Genomic DNA, 18,834 nt, shown 5'->3' on the forward strand with positions numbered 1-18,834 from the left:
GACTGGGAGAATGTCAGCTTCGAGGACAAGCGGCAGGTGGTGGACGCATTGATAACCGTTATCCGGGCGACAAACGAAAAGGTAGAAATCGAATGGAAAATCTGACGGGCTAACCCCCGCCGTACCTTATCCTTTTGTGCCCTTGTCTATATTAGCGAAATGATGTTCCCAGAGTATGGTGTTCACTTTATCGCCGTCAATGACGGTGTGGACAGTGTGCGTGGGGACAGTGAGTTTACCGCCATCCGCAACGTATTTAACGAAATGTATGCCAAGGACACCAGCAAAAAAATCCGGGCAACATGGCAATCCAAAGGACGTTCCGGTGAACACCTTGCGACTATCCCGCCTTACGGGTATAAGAAAGACCCGGACAACAAAAAGAAGTGGGTTATTGACGAGCAAGCCGCAGCCGTTGTCCAGAAGATTTTTGCCTTGTGTGTTTCCGGCATGGGGCCGAGCCAGATTGCCCGATGGCTGCAAGAGAACAGGGTATTGACCCTGCCGCTTACGCACACGCAAAAGGGCTGCCAACTGCAAACAAGCCCCCGGTTCATCCTTATAAATGGTCAAACGAGACGGTTTCTCGTATTCTGGAAAAGCTGGAATACTTAGGACATACGGTAAACTTCAAAACCCACAAGCAATCATTCAAAAGTAAGAAAAAACTGTGGAACGACCCGTCCGAGTGGGTAATCTTTGAGAATACACAAGAACCGATCATTGAGGAAAGCGTGTTCCTGATTGTGCAGAAAATTCGGCAAGGCCGCTGCCGCCCCACCAGAATGGGCGACATGGGGATGTTCTCCGACCTGCTGTTCTGTGCGGATTGCGGCGGTAAAATGTATCTGTGCCGGGCAAACCGTTACAAGCCGGAACAGGAATACTATCTTTGCTCTACTTACCGGAAAGACCGTGCTTTGTGCACAACACATTCTATCCGGCGCGTTGTCCTTGAGGAAATTGTACTGCGTAATTTGCGGGAAGCGATTGCCTATGTGTCACAGTATGAGGACGATTTTATCCAGCAGGCAGCAGACCAAAGTCTAAGGGAACAAAACAAGGAACTCGTACAGAAAAGAGACGACCTAAGCCGATCACAAAAACGCATTGTCGAACTGGATGTTATCATAAAGCGGCTATATGAGGATAATATTTCCGGAAAACTCTCTGACGAGCGTTTTATTAAGCTATCCCGTGACTATTGTAGGTTTGTCAAACATATTGGACAGAGAACTCTAAAGGAGATAGCCAACTCAGAGGCCTCATGGGAAAGTTGCTCGAGCGGCGATTATGGACGGCAAGCTGTCTTGTGAAGTCTTTAAGGGAGTAAAAGCAGTGGGAAGAATAAAAACGCTTTTGATCCTCCCTGTGACTACGCTCCACCTTGCCGTTGTGGCGGGGGTGTAAGGGCGAATGAGTTTATGCCGGACACCTAACGCAGCGGCGATAGTCTCAAACAGGGTGGGCAGATTCCGTTTGCTGTTGGAAAAGCGGTTGGTGAACTCAAAACCATTGTCCGTCTGGACGCATTCCACCTGAATGCCTCGGCGGGCATACCACTTGAGCAACTTTTTCAGGAAGTCGGCAGAGGAATAGGTGCTCTGCTCTGGGTAAGCAGCCAGAAATCTCAGGCGGGTAAACTCGTCAATGGCGGTGTACTGGTAGAGGCGGAATTGCGAGTCTGCAATGCATTTGCGGGGCACCACCTTCACATCCACTTGAACACGCTGACCTGGATAGGTCATCTGCTCGTAAGGCTTTGGTTTATACACTTTTTTCTTTGAAACAGCAGGAAATAGGCCCAATTTGCGCATGAATCGGAACAAGCTCTCCGGACGGCGAGTATAACCCCGTAGCCGCAGTCGGTGCCACAGCTCCACCATGCCCAGATCTGGATTGCGGCGGCGCATATTGCGGATTAGTTTCAGTTCTGCATCTGTGTGCTGATTGGGATGGCCGTGCGGCCGCCGGGACTGGCAGGACAGAGATTTCACCGTGCCATCCCATCGAGCTTTCCAGAAGTAAATGTACGACCGGCTTTTGTTGTACTTCCGGCTGGCGCGACTGACGCCGTATTTCTCTGCGTACTTCATTAGAGATTGCCGATACGCCATGTCCTGTGTTATACTCTTGCTCATGAAGGATATGGCCCCCTTTTCGTCAAGTTAAGTGTCGCAACTCAACTTTAACCGATGAGGCTCTATCCTTCATCCTTTTTTATTCAACTGTCCAAGATGTATTGTACTTCTACACGTTTTATTAAGCTATCCCGTGACTATGAGCTGGAACAAACGAACCTTACGAATATTGTCGAGACGCTTCGACAGGAAATCAAAAAGCAGGAACAGCAAAAAGTCAATATTCGGCAGTTTATTGCGGCGGTTAGAAAGTATACCGATATGCAACAGCTCACCGCTTCCGTTCTTAGGGAGTTTATAGACCATATTGAAGTTTCCCAGATGGATAAGCAAACGAAAACACGGAAGATCAAAATCGTTTATAATTTTATTGGTGCATTTGATTTTGAACACGCAATGACCAAAACAAAAACTGCTAAAACAGAAAAGAATGGTATAGCCGTTTGACTATACCATTCCTTACTTTGCTGTTTTCCTAATTCACCGCCGCTAATGGCGGGCTTTTTTATGTCTTTTTCTGCATCAGTCAATGCCAAACAGTCGCTTGCCGTTTTCGGTGGTTATACGCTCCACCTCGCTGACATCGACTTCCTTAATCTGCGCAATCGTTTCAGCCATACGATAAACATACAGTGACGAATTACGCCGCCCTCGGAACGGCTCAGGCGCCATGTAGGGTGCATCCGTCTCCACCATCAGTCGCTCCAGCGGTACCTCACGGATCACCTCAATTGCGCGGCGTGCGTTCTTGAAGGTAATTACACCTGTAAACGAGAGATAATAACCTAAGTCCAGCAGGTCATGTGCCATCTGGGTACTGCCCGCAAAACAGTGGAACACGCCCCGCACGCCGGCGTACCGCCGCGCAATCTCCAAACAGTCCGCATGTGCGTCACGGTCATGCACAATTACCGGCTTGTCCAGCTCACGCGCCAGTTCCATCTGATGCGCAAATACGACCTGCTGACGCGCACGGGCGTGCTCGTCCTTTTCCCAATAATAGTCCAGCCCAATCTCCCCGATGGCGCGCACACGCGGCTCGGTCTCAGCCAATTGTTTAATGACCACAAGGTCATTATTCCAGTTTTCGTTGATATTTTCCGGATGAATACCGACTGCAGCGTAGACAAACGGGTATTTTTGTGCATAGCTTACTGCCTTGCGTGAAGTCTCCACATCACAGCCCGGATTGAGAATCAACCCGACGTTGTGCTCCGGCATAGCGGACAAAAGCGCGTCGCGGTCCTCGTCAAAGCGCTTATCATCGTAATGTGCATGGGTATCAAACAGCATGTACGTCTCTCCTTAAATCCATCCGAAATGGCGGCAAGCATTCCACAGGCCATCCCGGTCGACCGGGTCGGTCACATAATCCGCCATGCGCTTGAGCGCGTCGTGCGCGTTGCCCATCGCGACCGAAAACCAGCCCTGTCCGAACATACACACATCGTTTGTGCCGTCTCCAAAGATGACCACATCCTCATTCGGAATACCAAGCCGCTCCACCATGCGGCGGATGCCGTTTTGCTTTTCGGTTGGCTCAATGAGTAGGATATCGCGATTGTACCGCACACTTGGCAGCGTACCGCAATCAATATCGCGCTCCTGCTCCGCTGTGCACGCGATGTTGACCTTATACAGCACCTGTAACGTCCGGTAATCGAACGCCGGCTCATATCGTGTCGGAAAATATTCGGGCGGCGCAACATCCAGATAGCGTTTATCGCTCGTCACGCAGATGCTCTCGTTTACCGGCGTGACCGCCCACGGGATGCCTGCCGCTTCCAGACGGTCAATCAGCGCGATACAGTCCGCGGTTGGCAGGCTTTTCATCTCTATGATCTCACCGCCAACGGTCAGACTGTACCCGCCATCCGCGACGAAATCTGTAAAACCGTGCTGCGCGGCAAATCCCGCCGCCGACGCCTGTAAGCGGCCGGTAGCAAGCGCGGTGAAATGCCCATTGGCGCGCAGCTGTTCCAGACAGCGCACCGCGCTCTGCGGCATAACCATAGTCTGCCCGACGCTCAGCGTGCCATCGATATCAAAAAAGAAATATTTCTTCTGCATGGTTGTTCCTTTTGGGTTTGAATTGGTCAGTTGGTGTCCACCGTGCGCGTCACGTCCACCACGCCCTTAATCGAGCGCAGACGGCTGATGAGGTTGTCAAGCTGATGCACGCCGGCCACGTCCACCATCGCGTTGATGACGCCGTAGCCGTCGTTAAGATCGCGCGCGGAAATCTCATGCACATTGATTTTGCAGGCGGCAAGCACTGTGGTCACGTCGCTCAGCACACCGATACGGCTGCGCGTGGAAATCTGCAAGCCGGTGGAGAATCGATTGGTGCGGTCGGCAATAGACAAATCCTCATCCCACCATGCGCGCACCCAGCGATCCGGGTCCTCCTGTATATGGACGTTCACACAGTCGCACCGATGGATAGACACGCCGTAGCCGCGCGTAACAAAGCCGACGATTTCATCGCCCGGAATCGGCGTGCAGCAGCGCGCAAACTTGACCAGACAGTTGTCGATGCCTTCAACCACCACGCCGGTCGTGGAACGGGTGACGCGCTTGGGCGGCTGCTCAGGCTGGGGATGCGCCGCGCGCTCGGCCAGCTCTCGCTGACGGCGCAGCTTGCCGACATCGTCCTTCACCTTGTTGATGACCTTGGTCAGTGTGATGCCGCCGTAGCCGATAGCAGCATACAGCTCATCGAGCGTATTGAAGGAGAACTTGTTAAGCGTGTTCTTGCGCACTTCCTCGTTCTCATAAAAGCCGTTATACAAGAGATTGGCACGCAGCTCGCGGTCAAGATCCTCGCGGCCGTTGATGATATTCTCCTCGCGGCACTCTTTTTTGAACCACTGCTTAATCTTATTGCGCGCCTCGGTGGTCTTGACGATTTTCAGCCAGTCTCGGCTCGGCCCGTGCGCCTCCTTGGAGGTCAGAATTTCGACAATATCGCCGTTTTTCAGCTGGCTGTCAATCGGCGCGATGCGGCCGTTGATTTTGCAGCCCGTCATACGGTTGCCGACCGCCGAGTGAATGGCGTAGGCAAGGTCAATCGGGGTCGCGCCCGCGGGCATGTTCACCACGTCGCCCTTGGGCGTAAAGACGAACACCTCGTCGGCAAACAAATCGACCTTGATGTTCTTGATGAAGTCCTCGGCCTCGGTGTCCTGCTGCGCTTCGAGCAGCTGGCGAATCCATGCGAAGGCTTCCTCATTGCCCTTTTTGGTCAAGCCCTGCTTGTATTTCCAGTGCGCCGCCACGCCGTATTCCGCCATTTTGTGCATTTCGGTGGTGCGAATCTGGATCTCAAACGGCACGCCCGCCCGTCCGATAACCGTCGTGTGCAGCGACTGGTAGCCGTTGGGCTTGGGTGTCGAGATATAGTCCTTGAAACGCCCGGGAATCGGCTTATAGAGGTCATGCACATAGCCGAGCACATTGTAGCAGTCCGCGACGGTATCCACAATCACGCGCACCGCGCAAATGTCGTAAATCTCGTCGATTGTTTTATGCTGGGCGTACATCTTGCGGTAAATCGAATAAATGTGCTTGACACGCGCCGAAATCGTGTTTTTGATATGCGCCTCCGCCAGCTTAGCGCTGATGCGCTCCTGAATCCCCTTGAGGAACTCCTCCTGCTGCTCGCTCTGCTTTTTCAGGCCCTCGACAATCTCATTGTAGCCGATGGGGTCGAGGATTTTGAGCGAGAGGTCCTCCAGCTCCCACTTGATGCGGCTCATGCCCAGACGATGGGCAATCGGCGCATAAATCTCCATGGTTTCCAGCGCCTTGTCGCGCTGTTTGCGCTCGGGCAGGTACTGGAAGGTACGCGCGTTGTGCAGGCGGTCGGCCAGCTTGATGAGAATGACGCGGATATCCTTCGCCATGGCGAGGAACATCTTGCGTAGGTCCTCGAACTGCTCCTGCTCCTTGGAATAGCGCAGCATGCCCAGACGGGTAACGCCGTCAACCAGTTCGGCAACCGGCGTGCCGAATTTATTTTCGATTTCCTTGTAGCCGAAGTTGGTATCCTCGATGCAGTCATGCAGCAGCGCTGCGCAAATCGAGTCGGTGTCCAGCCCCATCTCGACCACAATCTCCGCAACCGAAACCGGATGGATGATATACGGCTCGCCGTTTTTGCGTTTTTGCCCCTCATGCGCGGCAGCCGCGCACTCATACGCCGCACGGATTTTGCGGACATTGGCCTGCGGATTTTGTTTTTGCACGCGCTCGATTAAAAAATCCAGTTTGTTTTGCATACTTCGTTCCCCCATTCCGTTAGCCCGCCATGCTTTGCAGCGTGGCCAGAACGACCGAACCGGATATATCCGCCTTACCCTCGTAAGGCTTGAGCAGGATGTTAAGCATCCCTTCCTTGAAATGATAGCTGATCAGCCCGGACTCGGAAAACACGTCCAGACAGACAAACAGCTTGCCGATGTTGATATCACGGCGGCTCTCCCACGCCACGCGGCGCGAAAGCGCACCATCCGGCACGGACAAACGGCCGTCCTCCGCGCGGCACACGATATGCCGCCACACCGCCACCAAATCCTTGCGGTCGGGCAGCAGCAGGCGCGCCTCGCGCGCGGTCAGCGGCCCATCGGCCATATAGGTATTGTACACATTGAGCAGCTTCTGGTCCGCCAGATGCTCGCAGTCGCTCAGCTGCGCGTCGCACAGCGTCAGCTGCACCGTGCGGCGGCCGCGAAACTCGTTAATTTCCAAATGAAAAGCAGCGTCGACGTAGTTGCCCTCGACAAAGCCGAGTCCGCCTGCGCCCGTGCCGAACCAGATTGCGGAAAAGCGCACGCCATCTTTCACCAGCGTCATGCGCACATGCCGGTCGGACGAAATGGGCGTGATATCCTCCGCCACCATGTCCTTCATGCAGAACACCGGCTCGGCGTTACGCATGCCATACGGCTCGAGGACGTTCAGCGCCTGGATATTCTCCTCGGTCAGCCATTCGGGGCGCACCATGCAGTCGATGTGCAATTGCGGCACCAATTCCGCCATGGTAACGTGCGTTTCGGCATAGGCGCGCAGCCGCTCGCGCAGCGTATCCACCTTATCCGCATCCACGGTCAGACCCGCGGCCAGCGCGTGCCCGCCGTAGCGCTCGAGCAAGTCCTCGCACGAGGTCAGCGCGTCGAACAGGTTAAACCCGCCCACCGAGCGGCCCGAGCCTTTGCCCGTGCCGTCCTCATCGAGTGAAATCAGCACAACCGGACAGCCGTACCGATCGCACAGGCGCGAACAGACAATGCCGATTACGCCATGGTGCCAGCCTTTTTCCGCCAGCACGATGATTTTATCCTCAAGGGGATTGTATTCCTTGCGCAGACGGGCAAGCGCCTGCGTTAAAATCTGGTTTTCCTCATTCTGCCGCAGCTTGTTCTGCTCGCAAAGCTGCGCGGCAAGAGACTGTGCCCGCACCGGGTCGTGCGTGAGAAACAACTCGGCGGCAAGCTCCGCGCGCCCCATACGGCCCGCCGCGTTGATACGCGGTGCCAGCACAAAGCTGATGGTAGACGAGGTCAGTCGCCTGTGTTTCATCCCCGCCTCGCGCAGCAGCATCTCCAGACCGACGTTTCCGGTCGCGGCCATTTTCTTCAGGCCCGCCGCCACGATAATACGGTTTTCACCCGTGATGGGCATTACGTCTGCGACCGTGCCCAGCGCCACCAGATCGGCGTATCGCTCAAGTACGGTTTCCGCGTTGCCTTCGAGCGCGCAAATCAGCTTGAACGCCACACCCACACCGGCAAGGCTGTCAAACGGATAAGTGCAATCCGGCCGCTTGTAATCAATCACCGCGTCCGCTGCGGGCAGTACGTCGTGGCACTCATGGTGGTCAGTGATGACCACCTGCATGCCAAGCTCACGCGCGACCGCAATCTCCTCGCCAGCGGTGATGCCGGAGTCGACCGTGATGAGCAGACGAGTCCCCTTCTCATACAGCTCCTCCATCGCCGCGCGGGACAGACCGTAGCCCTCGCGCAGACGGTTGGGGATGTAATATTCGCAGGCCGCGCCGCAGCTGCGCAGATAATCCACCAGTGTGCAGGTGGCGGTCACGCCATCCACATCGTAGTCACCGTATACCACAATATGCTCGCCGCGCGCGATTGCGCCTCGTATGACCGCGACAGCTTTGTCCATATCCGTCAGCAGAAACGGGTCGTACAGACCGGATGTGTCACAGCTCAGGTAATCGGCTGCGGCTTCGGGCGTGTCGATGCCGCGCGCCACCAGAACGGCTGCAGCCAGCGGGGCATACCCGCCCTCGTCGGATAGCGCGCACACGCGCGCCTCGGCAGGGTCGGCGATCACCCATCGCTTTGTTTTCATATGTCTCCCTCATTTATTTTATATTACCATTATTATACCAAAACACGCCACAAAGCTCAACATTTTTATGCAAATTGTCAAAAGCGGGCATTTCACAGGGAAATGCCCGCTTTTTTCGCGCAAAAAGCCGCTTTATTCTTCTGTTTTCGCCGTATTTTGCCGCTCCAATACCCGTCCGAGGTACTGTCCGGTGTAGGAATCCGGGCAGGCTGCGACCTCCTCCGGCGTGCCGGCCACAACCAGTCGACCGCCGCCGTCGCCGCCTTCCGGACCGAGGTCAAGGATATAATCCGCGGTTTTGATCACGTCCAGATTATGCTCGATAACGACCACGGTATTGCCCGCATCGACCAGCTTTTGCAGCACATCGACCAGCTTGTGCACATCCGCAACATGCAGGCCGGTGGTCGGCTCGTCAAGGATATAGATGGTCTTTCCGGTCGAGCGCTTGGAAAGCTCGGTGGCGAGCTTGGCGCGCTGCGCTTCACCGCCCGACAGCGTGGTGGATGACTGGCCGAGTTTGACATACCCCAGACCAACCTCACGCATGGTCTCCAGTCGTCTGGCAATTTTAGGAACATTGGCGAAAAACTCGCACGCTTCGTCCACCGTCATATCGAGCACTTCATAGATATTCTTGCCCTTGTAGCGCACCTCGAGCGTTTCCTTGTTGTACCGCTTGCCCTTGCACACATCGCAGGGCACATACACATCCGGCAAAAAGTGCATCTCGATTTTTAATAGACCGTCGCCCGCACAGGCCTCGCACCGTCCGCCCTTGACGTTAAAGGAAAACCGGCTCGGCCCGTAGCCGCGCGCCTTAGCGTCCGCTGTTTTGGCGAACAGGTCGCGGATATCGTTGAACACACCCGTATAGGTCGCGGGGTTGGAACGCGGCGTGCGCCCGATGGGCGACTGGTTGATATCGATGACCTTATCAAGATGAGAAAGGCCGATAAATTTATCGTGCGCGCCCGCGCGCGTCTTGGCGCCGTTGAGCTCGGCGGCGAGTTTTTTATAAAGAATCTCATTGACAAATGACGATTTTCCCGAACCGGACACGCCGGTCACGCAGGTAAACGTGCCAAGCGGAATGGTAAAGTCCGTATGCTTTAGGTTGTTGACCGCGCAGCCCTTGACCGTCAGTTTTTTACCGTTGCCCTTGCGGCGCACCGCAGGCACCGGAATGAACTTGCGGCCGGAAAGATACTGTCCGGTGATGGAGGTTTCGCTTTTCAGCAAATCGTCCACCCGGCCCTCGAACACGACCTCGCCGCCACCTCGTCCCGCGCCCGGACCGATATCCACAATGTAGTCAGCTGCAAGCATGGTATCCTCGTCGTGCTCGACCACAATCAGCGTGTTGCCGAGGTCGCGCAGACGCTTCAGGGTGGCAAGCAGCTTGTCATTGTCGCGCTGGTGCAGGCCGATGGACGGCTCATCCAGAATATACAGCACACCCATCAGCGACGAACCAATTTGGGTGGCAAGCCGGATGCGCTGGCTCTCGCCGCCCGACAGCGTGCCGGACGAGCGCGAAAGCGTCAGGTATTCCAAACCGACCGACTGCAAAAAGCCCAATCGGTCCATAATTTCTTTGATAACGCGGTCACCGATTTTGTGCTGCATCTCGGTCAACTGCAAGGTATGCAAAAATTCCATCGCCTTGACGACCGACTTTTCGGAAAACTCCGCGATATTCAGTCCGCCGACCGTGACCGCCAGCACCTCGGGCCGCAGGCGGCGGCCGTGGCACGCGGGACAGGGGATTTCGCTCATGCACTCTTCGATTTCGCTGCGTGCATAGTCGCTCGAGGTTTCCTTGTAGCGGCGTTCCAGATTGACCACAATGCCCTCAAACGGCTGGCGCATCACGCCGCCCGACACGCGGCTAACCGACAGCTCCAGCGGCTCGTCACCCGTGCCGTACAGCAGCTCGTGTACCGCCGCGTCGCTCATCTCCTCGATTGGGGTGTCAAGCGTAAAGCCGTGCTTTTTGCCCAGAGCGGTAAAGTACATGCCCGCAATCGTACCCGGCTCGGCGCTGCTCCAGCCCGAGGCGCGGATGGCGCCCTTGCGGATGGACAGCTTGCGGTTGGGCAGAATACGATCCGGGTCGACGCGCATCTGCATGCCGAGTCCCGTACACACCGGACACGCGCCGTAGGGATTGTTGAACGAGAACATGCGCGGGGTAAGTTCCTCAATGGAAATGCCGCAGTCCTCGCAGGCATAGTTCTGCGAAAAGGTAATGGGCTCGCCGTCGACCACGTCCGCAATCACCAGACCACCCGACAACGCCGCCGCCGTCTCGACCGAATCGGTCAAGCGGCTGCGTACATCCGCGCGGATGGCAATGCGGTCGACGACTATCTCAATGTTGTGCTTTTTGGTCTTTTGCAGCTTAATCTCCTCGGACAGGTCGCGCATTTCGCCATCCACCCGCACGCGGACATAGCCCTGCCGTCTGGCGTCCTCAAGCACCTTGACGTGCTCGCCCTTTTTGCCGCGGATGACCGGTGCGAGAATCTGCACGCGCGTTTTCTCCTCGAGCATCATCAGCCGATCGATGATTTGGTCGATGGTCTGCTGATGGATTTCCTTGCCGCACTTCGGACAGTGCGGCGTGCCGATGCGCGCCCAGAGCAGACGCATGTAATCGTAAATCTCCGTGACCGTGCCGACCGTGGAACGCGGGTTCTGCGAGGTGGTTTTCTGGTCAATCGAAATCGCGGGCGACAGGCCGTCGATGTAGTCCACGTCCGGCTTGTCCATCTGCCCTAAAAACTGCCGCGCGTAGCTGGACAGCGACTCGACATAGCGGCGCTGACCCTCGGCATAGATGGTGTCAAACGCCAGCGACGACTTGCCCGATCCGGACAGACCGGTCAGCACCACCAGCTTATCGCGCGGAATCTTGATATCAATGTTTTTCAGGTTGTGCTCACGCGCACCCTTGACATGAATATATTCGTGCATAGCTTTCTCTGCTTCATCCTCACTTTTGTTTCGGGTTTCTTTATCCTGATAGCATGTCTCATTCAGACTTCTATCATACTGCCCGCGGGCAAAAACGCGATGCGCTCGCCGAGCGTTTCCCGCAACACGTCATAGGCGTGCGGGCCGGTGCAGTGACAGGTATAGTAGCGGCTTTCCGTCTCCGCGAGCCGCGCGGCAACCACGCGGATATTTTCATCCGGCTCGCTTTTGCCGGTCGAGGGGCTGAACAGGTGCATGCCGCCGATAACGACATCCGGGTCGCGGCCGAGCAGTTCCTTTGCCCGTGCGCAGATATTGATAACGCCTCGGTGCGCACAGCCCGTAAACAGCACCGCCGTATCCCCTTCGCGCACGATCAAACTTTGCTCATGGGTAAAACGGTCGGGAACAAACTGTCCGTTTTCCCGCTCGTACAGCGTGCGGTTGCCAGTTGGCACACAGTCCTTTCCCGTGATATCGGAAAACAGCGTCAGGCATCTGTCTATCTGCGTCACGCCACTGACGCGCCGCAGACGCGGATTCTCCGCCAGCGCCGTGTCCAGTCCGATGTCCTTGATGCCCTCCGGTTTGCGGGAAAAGTGCGGCGCAAACGCCTTTTCGTGCACATAAACAGGCGCATGGTCGTTGATTTCCAAAAATGCCGCCAGTCCGCCGCCGTGGTCATAATGCCCGTGCGAGACAAAGGCCATGTCTACCTCGGACAGGTCGATGCCGAGTGCGCAGGCGTTTTTCACGAACAAATCACTCTGCCCCATATCAAACAGCAGCTTGCGGCCGCCCGTTTCGATACAAAAGCTCAGCCCGTGCTCACAGGCATACTCCGGCGCGCACGCAGTATTCTCCATGAGTGTGAAAATCCTCATTTTCCTTCCTCCAGCGCGCGAATCTGGTCACGCAGCTGCGCGGCAATCTCGAATTCCAGCATCTTGGCCGCTTCCTTCATCTGGCGGGTCAGGCGGGCAATCTCCTGCTGTCTTTCGCCCTTGGTGCGCAGCTTCTTCTTGCTGCTCGTCGGTACATTGGACGTGATTTCGATAACGTCCTGCACCTTCTTTTTGACTGATTTGGGGGTGATACCATGTTTTTTGTTAAACGCATCCTGCAAGGCGCGGCGGCGCTCGGTCTCGTCCATCGCGCGGCGCATCGAGGGCGTGATGCTGTCCGCGTACAGCACGACCATACCGTGCTCATTGCGCGCGGCGCGGCCGATGGTCTGAATAAGCGAGGTCTCGGAACGCAGAAAGCCCTCCTTGTCCGCGTCGAGGATGGCGACGAGCGACACCTCCGGGATATCCAGGCCCTCACGCAGCAGGTTGATGCCGACCAGCACATCAAATACGCCCAGCCGCAAATCGCGCACCAACTCCTGCCGTTCGATGGTCTTGACATCGTGGTGCATATAGCGCACCTTGATGCCCGCAGTTTCGAGATAGCCGGTCAAATCCTCGGCCATCTTTTTGGTCAGCGTCGTGACCAGCACACGCTCGCCCTTGGCGGTGCGCGCGTTGATTTCGCCAATCAGGTCGTCAATCTGCCCCTCGACCGGGCGCACGACCACCTCAGGATCAAGCAAGCCGGTCGGGCGGATGACCTGTTCCACCACCTGACCCGAGCGCGACAGCTCGTACTCGCCGGGCGTAGCGGAAACGTAAACAATCTGGTTTAAGCGCTCGTTGAACTCGTCGAAGTTGAGCGGGCGGTTATCATAAGCCGAAGGCAGGCGAAACCCGTTCTCGACCAAACTTTCCTTGCGGGCGCGGTCACCGTGGTACATGGCGCGCACCTGCGGGAGCGTAACGTGGCTCTCGTCCACAATCAGCAGAAAATCCTCCGGGAAGTAGTCGATAAGGGTAAACGGCGAGCTTCCCGGCGCGCGGCGCGACAACACGCGCGAATAGTTCTCAATGCCGCTGCAAAAGCCGATTTCCTGCAGCATTTCGATATCATACCGCGTGCGCTGACCGATGCGCTGCGCCTCAATCAACTTGCCGTTTTCCTCGAAATATTGGATACGCTGCTCCAGCTCCTCCTCCAAATCCTTGATGGCGGCCTGCAATTTATCCTTCGGCGTGACATAGTGGCTGGCGGGGAAAATAGCCGTGTGACCCAGTTCACCCAACACCACGCCAGTCAGCGGATTGATGCGGCTGATGCGGTCAACCTCATCCCCGAAAAACTCGATGCGCACCACATCCTCATCCGAATATACCGGCCAAATCTCAACCGTGTCGCCGCGCACGCGGAAGCGGTTACGCTCGAAGGCAATGTCGTTGCGCTCATACTGGATATCGATAAGTCGGTGAATGAGCGTTTCGCGGCTGATTTCCATGCCGGGACGCAGCGAAATGACCATTTTCTTATAATCTATCGGGTCGCCCAGCGAGTAGATGCACGACACCGACGAGACGATAATCACGTCCCGCCGCTCGGAAAGCGCCGAGGTCGCGGAGTGACGCAGGCGGTCGATTTCATCGTTGATGGCCGAATCCTTTTCGATATAGGTGTCGGTCGAGGCGATATATGCCTCGGGCTGATAGTAGTCATAGTACGAAACAAAATACTCGACCGCGTTATTCGGAAAAAACTCCCGCAGCTCGGTGCAGAGCTGCGCGGCGAGCGTTTTATTATGCGCGAGCACCAGCGTGGGCCGCTGGGTCTGCTCGATAATATTGGCCATGGTGAAGGTCTTGCCCGAGCCGGTTACACCCATCAGGGTCTGCTCGGTCAGGCCATTGTTGATCCCCTCGACCAACTTTGCGACCGCTTGCGGCTGATCGCCCGCCATCTTATAGTTGCTGACAATTTGAAAATCCGGCATATCCTACCTCCTCTGCCCCATCTGACCGGCACGCAGCCGGCAAATGGATATGTACTTCCCACGAGCGACCACGCAGTGATCAACCAACTGCAATCCCAATCCCGACAGGGTCTGCTCAAGCCGACGCGTGGCAAGCATATCCGCTTCGGACGGTGTGGCCGTCCCGTTCGGATGATTATGTGCGACCGCAACACCTGCCGCACGACAAATCAGCGCACCGCTTGCAATTTTGTACGCGTCCATCGGCACATGCGCGTGTCCGCCGCGGGCAATCTCCTCGCACTTGATGACACGCCCCGCCCCGTCCAGATAGGCGGCAAGCAGCACCTCATCCTGTTCGCCCGCAAACTGCGGCATGAAATACTCTCCGATTTTTTCATAGCTGTTGAGCTTGTCGCTGTGCCGCTCGCTCTTGACCACATCCTGCTGATACCGCGCGCACAGCGCAAACGACAGCTTGAGCAGATCGGCCGAGCGCGGCCCGATGCCCTGCACCTCGCAAAGCTGCTCGACCGGCGCTTCGAGCACCGCGTGCAGCGAACCGAAACGCGCCAGCAGACGGTGTGCAGTCGGGTTGGTATCCACACGCGGAATGGCGAAAAACAGCAAAAGTTCGAGCACCTCGTGGTCGCTGAACACATCCAGCCCGAATCGGCGGAACTTCTCCAGCACACGCTCCCGGTGGTTTTGATGCAGTTTGTCCGCCATGCGCCCGGCCTCCTTTGTGTTTTATAAATGAATCCGCTGCTCCGCCTGCCGCAGCGCACGGGCAACCAGCGGACTGTCCTTGATGTCGGGGAACGGGACGGTCGGCTGTGGCTCTCCCTCATGCGGACGCAGGCTTTTTCCCATCCACAGCACATCCCGCCACTGACCGAACTTGTACATACTCTCCTGATACGCGCCCGAGATGATAAAGCCCATTGCCTTATGGAACTTCATCGACCGCTCGTTGGGCGAGGTGATGCCGACATAGATATTATAGTATCCCTGCATGGTCAGCAGCTCAAACAGCGCCGCGTAAATTGCGCCTGCAATACCGTGCCGGTGCCATTCCTGCGCAACATAGATGGACGTCTCAACCGACCACTGATACGCCGCGCGGGTACGGTGCGGCGAAGCGTAGCCATAGCCGACCACTGCCCCATCTACCGTGCAGACCAGCCACGGCAGGCGTTCGCCATAGGTGCGCATGCGTCCGACGAACTCCTCCAACGACGGCGGCGTGTACTCGCTCGATACCGTGGTCTGGAGCACATACGGCGCGTACAGCGCCAGCATATCGGCCGCATCACTCTCCGCAGCGACGCGCAAAACAACTTCCGGCATAGTATTTCTCTCCCGTTGCGATAGTTTCCATTTTTTCATTATACCGCGCGTGCCTTTGTTGTTCAACCGATTTTTACCGTTTCCATCGCCAAAAAATCGTACATGCGTTCGTCTGTTCTTTGTGCGCTTTTCCAGCAAAAACGAACAAACACCAACCGTTTAGGAACCTATATCCTTGTCCGCTCAGCCGATTGCATTTTCCGACTTTTTGGGGTATACTACTTTAAGCGATTTTGTCAACAAAGGAGGCTTCGCATTATGGTCCGTCACGGCTTTATCCATTCCAAAGAGGACATCAAATTTCTCATTCTGTTTGCCATGGATTTGCTGCCCTTTCCTGTCAGCTTCAGCACGGTCGTGGACCTGACGACCTGGTGCGACGAGGGCTTCGGCTATTTTGAGCTAAGTGAAGCCTTCTACGAGATGGTGCCGACCGGCCACATCGAAGAGGTCCCCGGCGACGGGGAACCCGCCTACCACATTACTGACAAGGGCCGTGAGGCCATCCGCGTGTTTGAAAAGCAGCTTCCCTATCCGGTGCGCGAAGCCGCACAGCGCTCGGCGCTGCGTGTCGTGCGTCAAATCCGCCGGGATGCCGCGATTCATACAACGGTGACTGAGCGCGCCGCCAACGACCTGACCATTCGCATGGAAATGGAGCAGGTGTTCGCTATCGAGATGGATGTGGTCAGCCGCGGACAAGCCGCGATGCTTGAGCGCACCTTCAAAAACAACGCGGAGGCGATCTACCAGACCCTTCTGGGCGCCATGACCGCAGACTACGAAACCGAGAAAGAAGACGAAACCCCTTGAACTACATTCGGCAACTGGGCGTTCTAATCGCCTGCTGCGTCGCAGGCGACGCGCTATCCATCCTGCTGCACGGCGCGCTGCCCGGCAATGTGCTCGGCCTGACACTGCTGCTTCTGCTATTGATTTTCGGCCCGGTCCGTATGGATCATGTCGAACATTCCGCAGACTTTCTGCTGCAAAACATGGCGTTTTTCTTTCTTCCCGCCTGTTTGGGCGTGCTGGAGATTTTCGCACAAATCAAGAGTGAAATTCTGGCGATACTTGCGGTGTGCGTGTTGACCACGCTGTTCACTGCCGCGGCCACTGCATTCACCGTACACATCGTGTTCCGTTTGCAGCACCGTGAGAGCGAGGAGGCGTTTGACCATGACTGATCTGTTTTCCTCCTCCACCTTCTGGATGGCATTATCCATCGGCTGCTATGCGCTGGGCGTTAAAATCCAGCAGAAAACCGGCTCACCGCTGTGCAATCCGCTGCTGATCTCCGCCATACTGGTGGGGGCGCTGCTGGTCGTGACCGGCACCACCTACCAGACCTATGAGAACGCCGGCCAACTTATCTCCTTTTTTCTGACCCCGGCGACCGTGGCGCTCGCCGTGCCGATTTACCGCAAACTGGATGTTCTAAAAAAGAATCTGGTTCCCATCCTTGCCGGTGCTTTGGTCGGTTCGCTGACATCCATCGTGAGCGTGCTGTTGTTCTGCCGCCTGTTCGGTCTGTCCGACGCGACAACCCGTTCGCTGGTTCCCAAATCGGTCACCACGCCGATTGGCGTTGCACTTTCCGAGATGCTGGGCGGTCTGGCGCCAATTACCGCGATTGCCGTGGTATTCACCGGTATCGTGGGCGCCATCCTGTTACCTACGTTTCTCAAGTGTATCGGTGTGCGCAACCCGGTACAAATGGGCCTGTCCATCGGTACCGCTGCCCATGCGGTCGGCACTTCGCGTGCCATTGAACTGGGCGAAACCGAAGGTGCAATGAGCGGTCTTGCCATTGGTGTGGCCGGGCTGCTGACTGCACTGCTTGTGTCGGTTGGTTCGATATTCTTCGGATAAAACAAACAAAAGCGGTCTGCAACAGCAGACCGCTTTTGTATCGTTGGCAAAAAAGAGGGAACCGAATCCGGTTCCCTCCTGATAGCTTCTATTAGCCGAAGTAGCGCTGCAGCAGGCCCTCGAAAGCCTTGCCGTGACGGGCCTCGTCTGGTGACAGTTTTCCGACTGTGTATCGCAGACACTATCAGGCGTGTCTATACAGAACTTAGATTTTTAGTCGTCCCACACTTTGCCCACGGGTTTCACCTAGTCTGCAAATTGAGTAATCCAGAGTTCATATCCATATCTCAGCGTCTGAATACTGGCCCACAATGGTCACAATTCAATCTCACCTGACTCACAGCGTTCAATGAACTCTGCCAGCGCCCGAACAGATACCTTGCGGCATCCCAGCTTGATTGACTTCAAGTAGCCTTTTTTGATAAGGTCGTACACGGTATTCTTGTTGACACGCAGTCGAGCCGCCGTTTCCGGGATCGTCAGCAACTCACAGTTGGCGGCCAGAATGTCTTGAATTGCCTGTCTTGTTTTTGCATCCATTGTATGCACCTCCTACCGTAAAGTATAGGGGGTGCATGAGCATTTCGCAAAAAATTACAGACCTAATTTTAGTCAGGGCTCTTTCGCTTTCTTCATACTCTGGCAATCTGTCGTTTCAGATACCAGATAATCACACCGGCAAACTCAGCATATCGTCCATTCGTCTTGACCTGAAATTGCTTCAGCATTCGTTCCAACTGCTGCTTCGGCACTTTCTTTCCCGGAAATTTGTCATGCAATTCCCGCTTGATACGGTCCAATGCTGCCTTGCGGTTGTTTTTTAAGTAGGAGGCTGGACAGTTCAAATTCAGTGTACTGTCCAAATCCTTGTTGATGGCAGGATCATCAGAATAAATCGTTCCATCTGTTTTATACTTGATCTTGTCAATTGAGGTTCTATCCAGAGGATCTACCGTCAATGGCGTATTTTTGCGATGCTGGTCACAAGTCAGATTTTCAAACTTTCCTGCCTGCTTTTTATTGCCGGAACATACAGCGAGCATATTGCGGTAATCAATCGTCAAGGCAGGGTCGTAATTCTCACTTTGGGGATGCTGCGGCAGATAGTGTTCAATTTGCACATTCTCCAGCGAGATGCGCCGCATACAATAGGCACACAGGCACCCTTGTTCCTCCAGCAAAGATACTTGAACCGCTTCTTTGGGTTTTCCGGACAAATTGCTATAGTCCGTCAGTCCTTTCCGTTTCTCTTGAATCAGTTCATTTGGCTCTTGCTTTTTCTCTATATACAGCATTGCG

Annotated in this window: 17 protein-coding genes; 5 read left to right on the forward strand and 12 right to left on the reverse strand. The window is 55.6% G+C overall.

The genetic code is table 11. From position 1 onward, the window contains the following. Positions 1 to 473 precede the first annotated feature (473 nt). A complete protein-coding gene (locus ACTQ3V_RS05865) occupies positions 474 to 1,316 on the forward strand; it encodes a recombinase zinc beta ribbon domain-containing protein (protein WP_441466714.1) in 843 nt (280 codons plus the stop codon). Here ACTQ3V_RS05865 and ACTQ3V_RS05870 read toward each other — a convergent pair. Further along, positions 1,266 to 2,141 (reverse strand): DDE-type integrase/transposase/recombinase, encoded by an 876-nt coding sequence (locus ACTQ3V_RS05870; RefSeq protein ID WP_441466715.1) that lies wholly within the window; start codon positions 2,139 to 2,141, stop codon positions 1,266 to 1,268. The two genes, ACTQ3V_RS05865 and ACTQ3V_RS05870, sit on opposite strands and share 51 nt — an antisense overlap. Before the next feature lie 96 nt (positions 2,142 to 2,237). On the opposite strand from ACTQ3V_RS05870, the gene ACTQ3V_RS05875 reads away from it, so the two are divergent. After that, positions 2,238 to 2,588, forward strand: a complete 351-nt coding sequence (locus ACTQ3V_RS05875) for a DUF4368 domain-containing protein (RefSeq protein WP_441466716.1) — start codon at positions 2,238 to 2,240, stop codon at positions 2,586 to 2,588. A 75-nt stretch (positions 2,589 to 2,663) separates the two neighbouring features. On the opposite strand, the gene ACTQ3V_RS05880 is transcribed toward ACTQ3V_RS05875, so the two are convergent. From ACTQ3V_RS05880 to ACTQ3V_RS05920, 9 genes are all read right to left on the reverse strand, one after another. Next, complete coding sequence (locus ACTQ3V_RS05880; protein WP_441466717.1) at positions 2,664 to 3,434, reverse strand: TatD family hydrolase; 771 nt, start codon at positions 3,432 to 3,434, stop codon at positions 2,664 to 2,666. 12 nt (positions 3,435 to 3,446) lie between these two features. Further along, positions 3,447 to 4,211 (reverse strand): HAD family hydrolase, encoded by a 765-nt coding sequence (locus ACTQ3V_RS05885; RefSeq protein WP_441466718.1) that lies wholly within the window; start codon positions 4,209 to 4,211, stop codon positions 3,447 to 3,449. A gap of 26 nt (positions 4,212 to 4,237) precedes the next feature. Continuing rightward, on the reverse strand, positions 4,238 to 6,421 hold the full coding sequence (locus tag ACTQ3V_RS05890; RefSeq protein WP_441466719.1) for a RelA/SpoT family protein: 2,184 nt from the start codon (positions 6,419 to 6,421) through the stop codon (positions 4,238 to 4,240). A gap of 19 nt (positions 6,422 to 6,440) precedes the next feature. Beyond that, complete coding sequence (gene recJ, locus ACTQ3V_RS05895) at positions 6,441 to 8,516, reverse strand: single-stranded-DNA-specific exonuclease RecJ (protein WP_441466720.1); 2,076 nt, start codon at positions 8,514 to 8,516, stop codon at positions 6,441 to 6,443. 132 nt (positions 8,517 to 8,648) lie between these two features. Next, positions 8,649 to 11,495: an excinuclease ABC subunit UvrA gene (uvrA, locus tag ACTQ3V_RS05900; protein WP_441466721.1), complete on the reverse strand. Its 2,847-nt coding sequence runs from the start codon at positions 11,493 to 11,495 to the stop codon at positions 8,649 to 8,651. Positions 11,496 to 11,557: 62 nt separating this feature from the next. Then, positions 11,558 to 12,379, reverse strand: coding sequence for an MBL fold metallo-hydrolase (locus tag ACTQ3V_RS05905; protein ID WP_441466722.1), 822 nt, complete (start codon positions 12,377 to 12,379; stop codon positions 11,558 to 11,560). After that, entirely contained in the window at positions 12,376 to 14,334 is a 1,959-nt protein-coding gene (gene uvrB / locus ACTQ3V_RS05910) for an excinuclease ABC subunit UvrB (protein ID WP_441466723.1), read from the reverse strand. The genes ACTQ3V_RS05905 and uvrB overlap by 4 nt, the downstream gene beginning before the upstream one ends. A gap of 3 nt (positions 14,335 to 14,337) precedes the next feature. Further along, positions 14,338 to 15,042, reverse strand: a complete 705-nt coding sequence (locus tag ACTQ3V_RS05915) for a JAB domain-containing protein (protein WP_441466724.1) — start codon at positions 15,040 to 15,042, stop codon at positions 14,338 to 14,340. A gap of 21 nt (positions 15,043 to 15,063) precedes the next feature. Further along, a complete protein-coding gene (locus tag ACTQ3V_RS05920; protein ID WP_441466725.1) occupies positions 15,064 to 15,663 on the reverse strand; it encodes a GNAT family N-acetyltransferase in 600 nt (199 codons plus the stop codon). Positions 15,664 to 15,921: 258 nt separating this feature from the next. Here ACTQ3V_RS05920 and ACTQ3V_RS05925 point away from each other — a divergent pair, with 258 nt between their 5' ends. Genes ACTQ3V_RS05925 through ACTQ3V_RS05935 form a run of 3 tightly spaced genes read left to right on the forward strand, consistent with a single transcriptional unit; the run spans position 15,922 to position 17,535 of the window. Beyond that, entirely contained in the window at positions 15,922 to 16,476 is a 555-nt protein-coding gene (locus ACTQ3V_RS05925) for a DUF4364 family protein (protein WP_441466726.1), read from the forward strand. Next, positions 16,473 to 16,850 carry a CidA/LrgA family protein gene (locus ACTQ3V_RS05930; RefSeq protein WP_441466727.1) on the forward strand — a complete coding sequence of 126 codons (378 nt, stop codon included), beginning with the start codon at positions 16,473 to 16,475 and terminating at the stop codon, positions 16,848 to 16,850. Before ACTQ3V_RS05925 ends, ACTQ3V_RS05930 begins: the two co-directional genes overlap by 4 nt. After that, the gene (locus ACTQ3V_RS05935; RefSeq protein ID WP_441466728.1) at positions 16,843 to 17,535 is read left to right on the forward strand and encodes an LrgB family protein; all 693 of its coding nucleotides are present in this window, start codon (positions 16,843 to 16,845) and stop codon (positions 17,533 to 17,535) included. The genes ACTQ3V_RS05930 and ACTQ3V_RS05935 overlap by 8 nt, the downstream gene beginning before the upstream one ends. A 315-nt stretch (positions 17,536 to 17,850) precedes the next feature. Here the strand turns inward: ACTQ3V_RS05935 and ACTQ3V_RS05940 are convergent, their stop codons facing one another. After that, positions 17,851 to 18,075: a helix-turn-helix domain-containing protein gene (locus ACTQ3V_RS05940; RefSeq protein WP_206671881.1), complete on the reverse strand. Its 225-nt coding sequence runs from the start codon at positions 18,073 to 18,075 to the stop codon at positions 17,851 to 17,853. A gap of 92 nt (positions 18,076 to 18,167) precedes the next feature. Further along, positions 18,168 to 18,830, reverse strand: a complete 663-nt coding sequence (locus ACTQ3V_RS05945) for a retron system putative HNH endonuclease (protein WP_441466729.1) — start codon at positions 18,828 to 18,830, stop codon at positions 18,168 to 18,170. Between the last annotated feature and the right edge of the window lie 4 nt (positions 18,831 to 18,834).

Source organism: Candidatus Agathobaculum pullicola, assembly GCF_052117205.1.
GTDB classification, from domain to species: domain Bacteria; phylum Bacillota; class Clostridia; order Oscillospirales; family Butyricicoccaceae; genus Agathobaculum; species Agathobaculum pullicola.

Excerpts from the sequence above, each read along its gene's own strand:
- ACTQ3V_RS05940 (WP_206671881.1), bottom strand. The coding sequence starts at position 18,075 with ATGGATGCAAAAACAAGACAGGCAATTCAAGACATTCTGGCCGCCAAC.
- ACTQ3V_RS05885 (WP_441466718.1), bottom strand. The coding sequence starts at position 4,211 with ATGCAGAAGAAATATTTCTTTTTTGATATCGATGGCACGCTGAGCGTC.
- ACTQ3V_RS05875 (WP_441466716.1), top strand. The coding sequence starts at position 2,238 with ATGTATTGTACTTCTACACGTTTTATTAAGCTATCCCGTGACTATGAG.
- ACTQ3V_RS05915 (WP_441466724.1), bottom strand. The coding sequence starts at position 15,042 with ATGGCGGACAAACTGCATCAAAACCACCGGGAGCGTGTGCTGGAGAAG.
- ACTQ3V_RS05920 (WP_441466725.1), bottom strand. The coding sequence starts at position 15,663 with ATGCCGGAAGTTGTTTTGCGCGTCGCTGCGGAGAGTGATGCGGCCGAT.
- uvrA (WP_441466721.1), bottom strand. The coding sequence starts at position 11,495 with ATGCACGAATATATTCATGTCAAGGGTGCGCGTGAGCACAACCTGAAA.
- ACTQ3V_RS05925 (WP_441466726.1), top strand. The coding sequence starts at position 15,922 with ATGGTCCGTCACGGCTTTATCCATTCCAAAGAGGACATCAAATTTCTC.
- ACTQ3V_RS05945 (WP_441466729.1), bottom strand. The coding sequence starts at position 18,830 with ATGCTGTATATAGAGAAAAAGCAAGAGCCAAATGAACTGATTCAAGAG.
- ACTQ3V_RS05865 (WP_441466714.1), top strand. The coding sequence starts at position 474 with ATGGCTGCAAGAGAACAGGGTATTGACCCTGCCGCTTACGCACACGCA.
- ACTQ3V_RS05935 (WP_441466728.1), top strand. The coding sequence starts at position 16,843 with ATGACTGATCTGTTTTCCTCCTCCACCTTCTGGATGGCATTATCCATC.
- recJ (WP_441466720.1), bottom strand. The coding sequence starts at position 8,516 with ATGAAAACAAAGCGATGGGTGATCGCCGACCCTGCCGAGGCGCGCGTG.
- ACTQ3V_RS05890 (WP_441466719.1), bottom strand. The coding sequence starts at position 6,421 with ATGCAAAACAAACTGGATTTTTTAATCGAGCGCGTGCAAAAACAAAAT.
- ACTQ3V_RS05870 (WP_441466715.1), bottom strand. The coding sequence starts at position 2,141 with ATGAGCAAGAGTATAACACAGGACATGGCGTATCGGCAATCTCTAATG.
- ACTQ3V_RS05905 (WP_441466722.1), bottom strand. The coding sequence starts at position 12,379 with ATGAGGATTTTCACACTCATGGAGAATACTGCGTGCGCGCCGGAGTAT.
- ACTQ3V_RS05880 (WP_441466717.1), bottom strand. The coding sequence starts at position 3,434 with ATGCTGTTTGATACCCATGCACATTACGATGATAAGCGCTTTGACGAG.
- uvrB (WP_441466723.1), bottom strand. The coding sequence starts at position 14,334 with ATGCCGGATTTTCAAATTGTCAGCAACTATAAGATGGCGGGCGATCAG.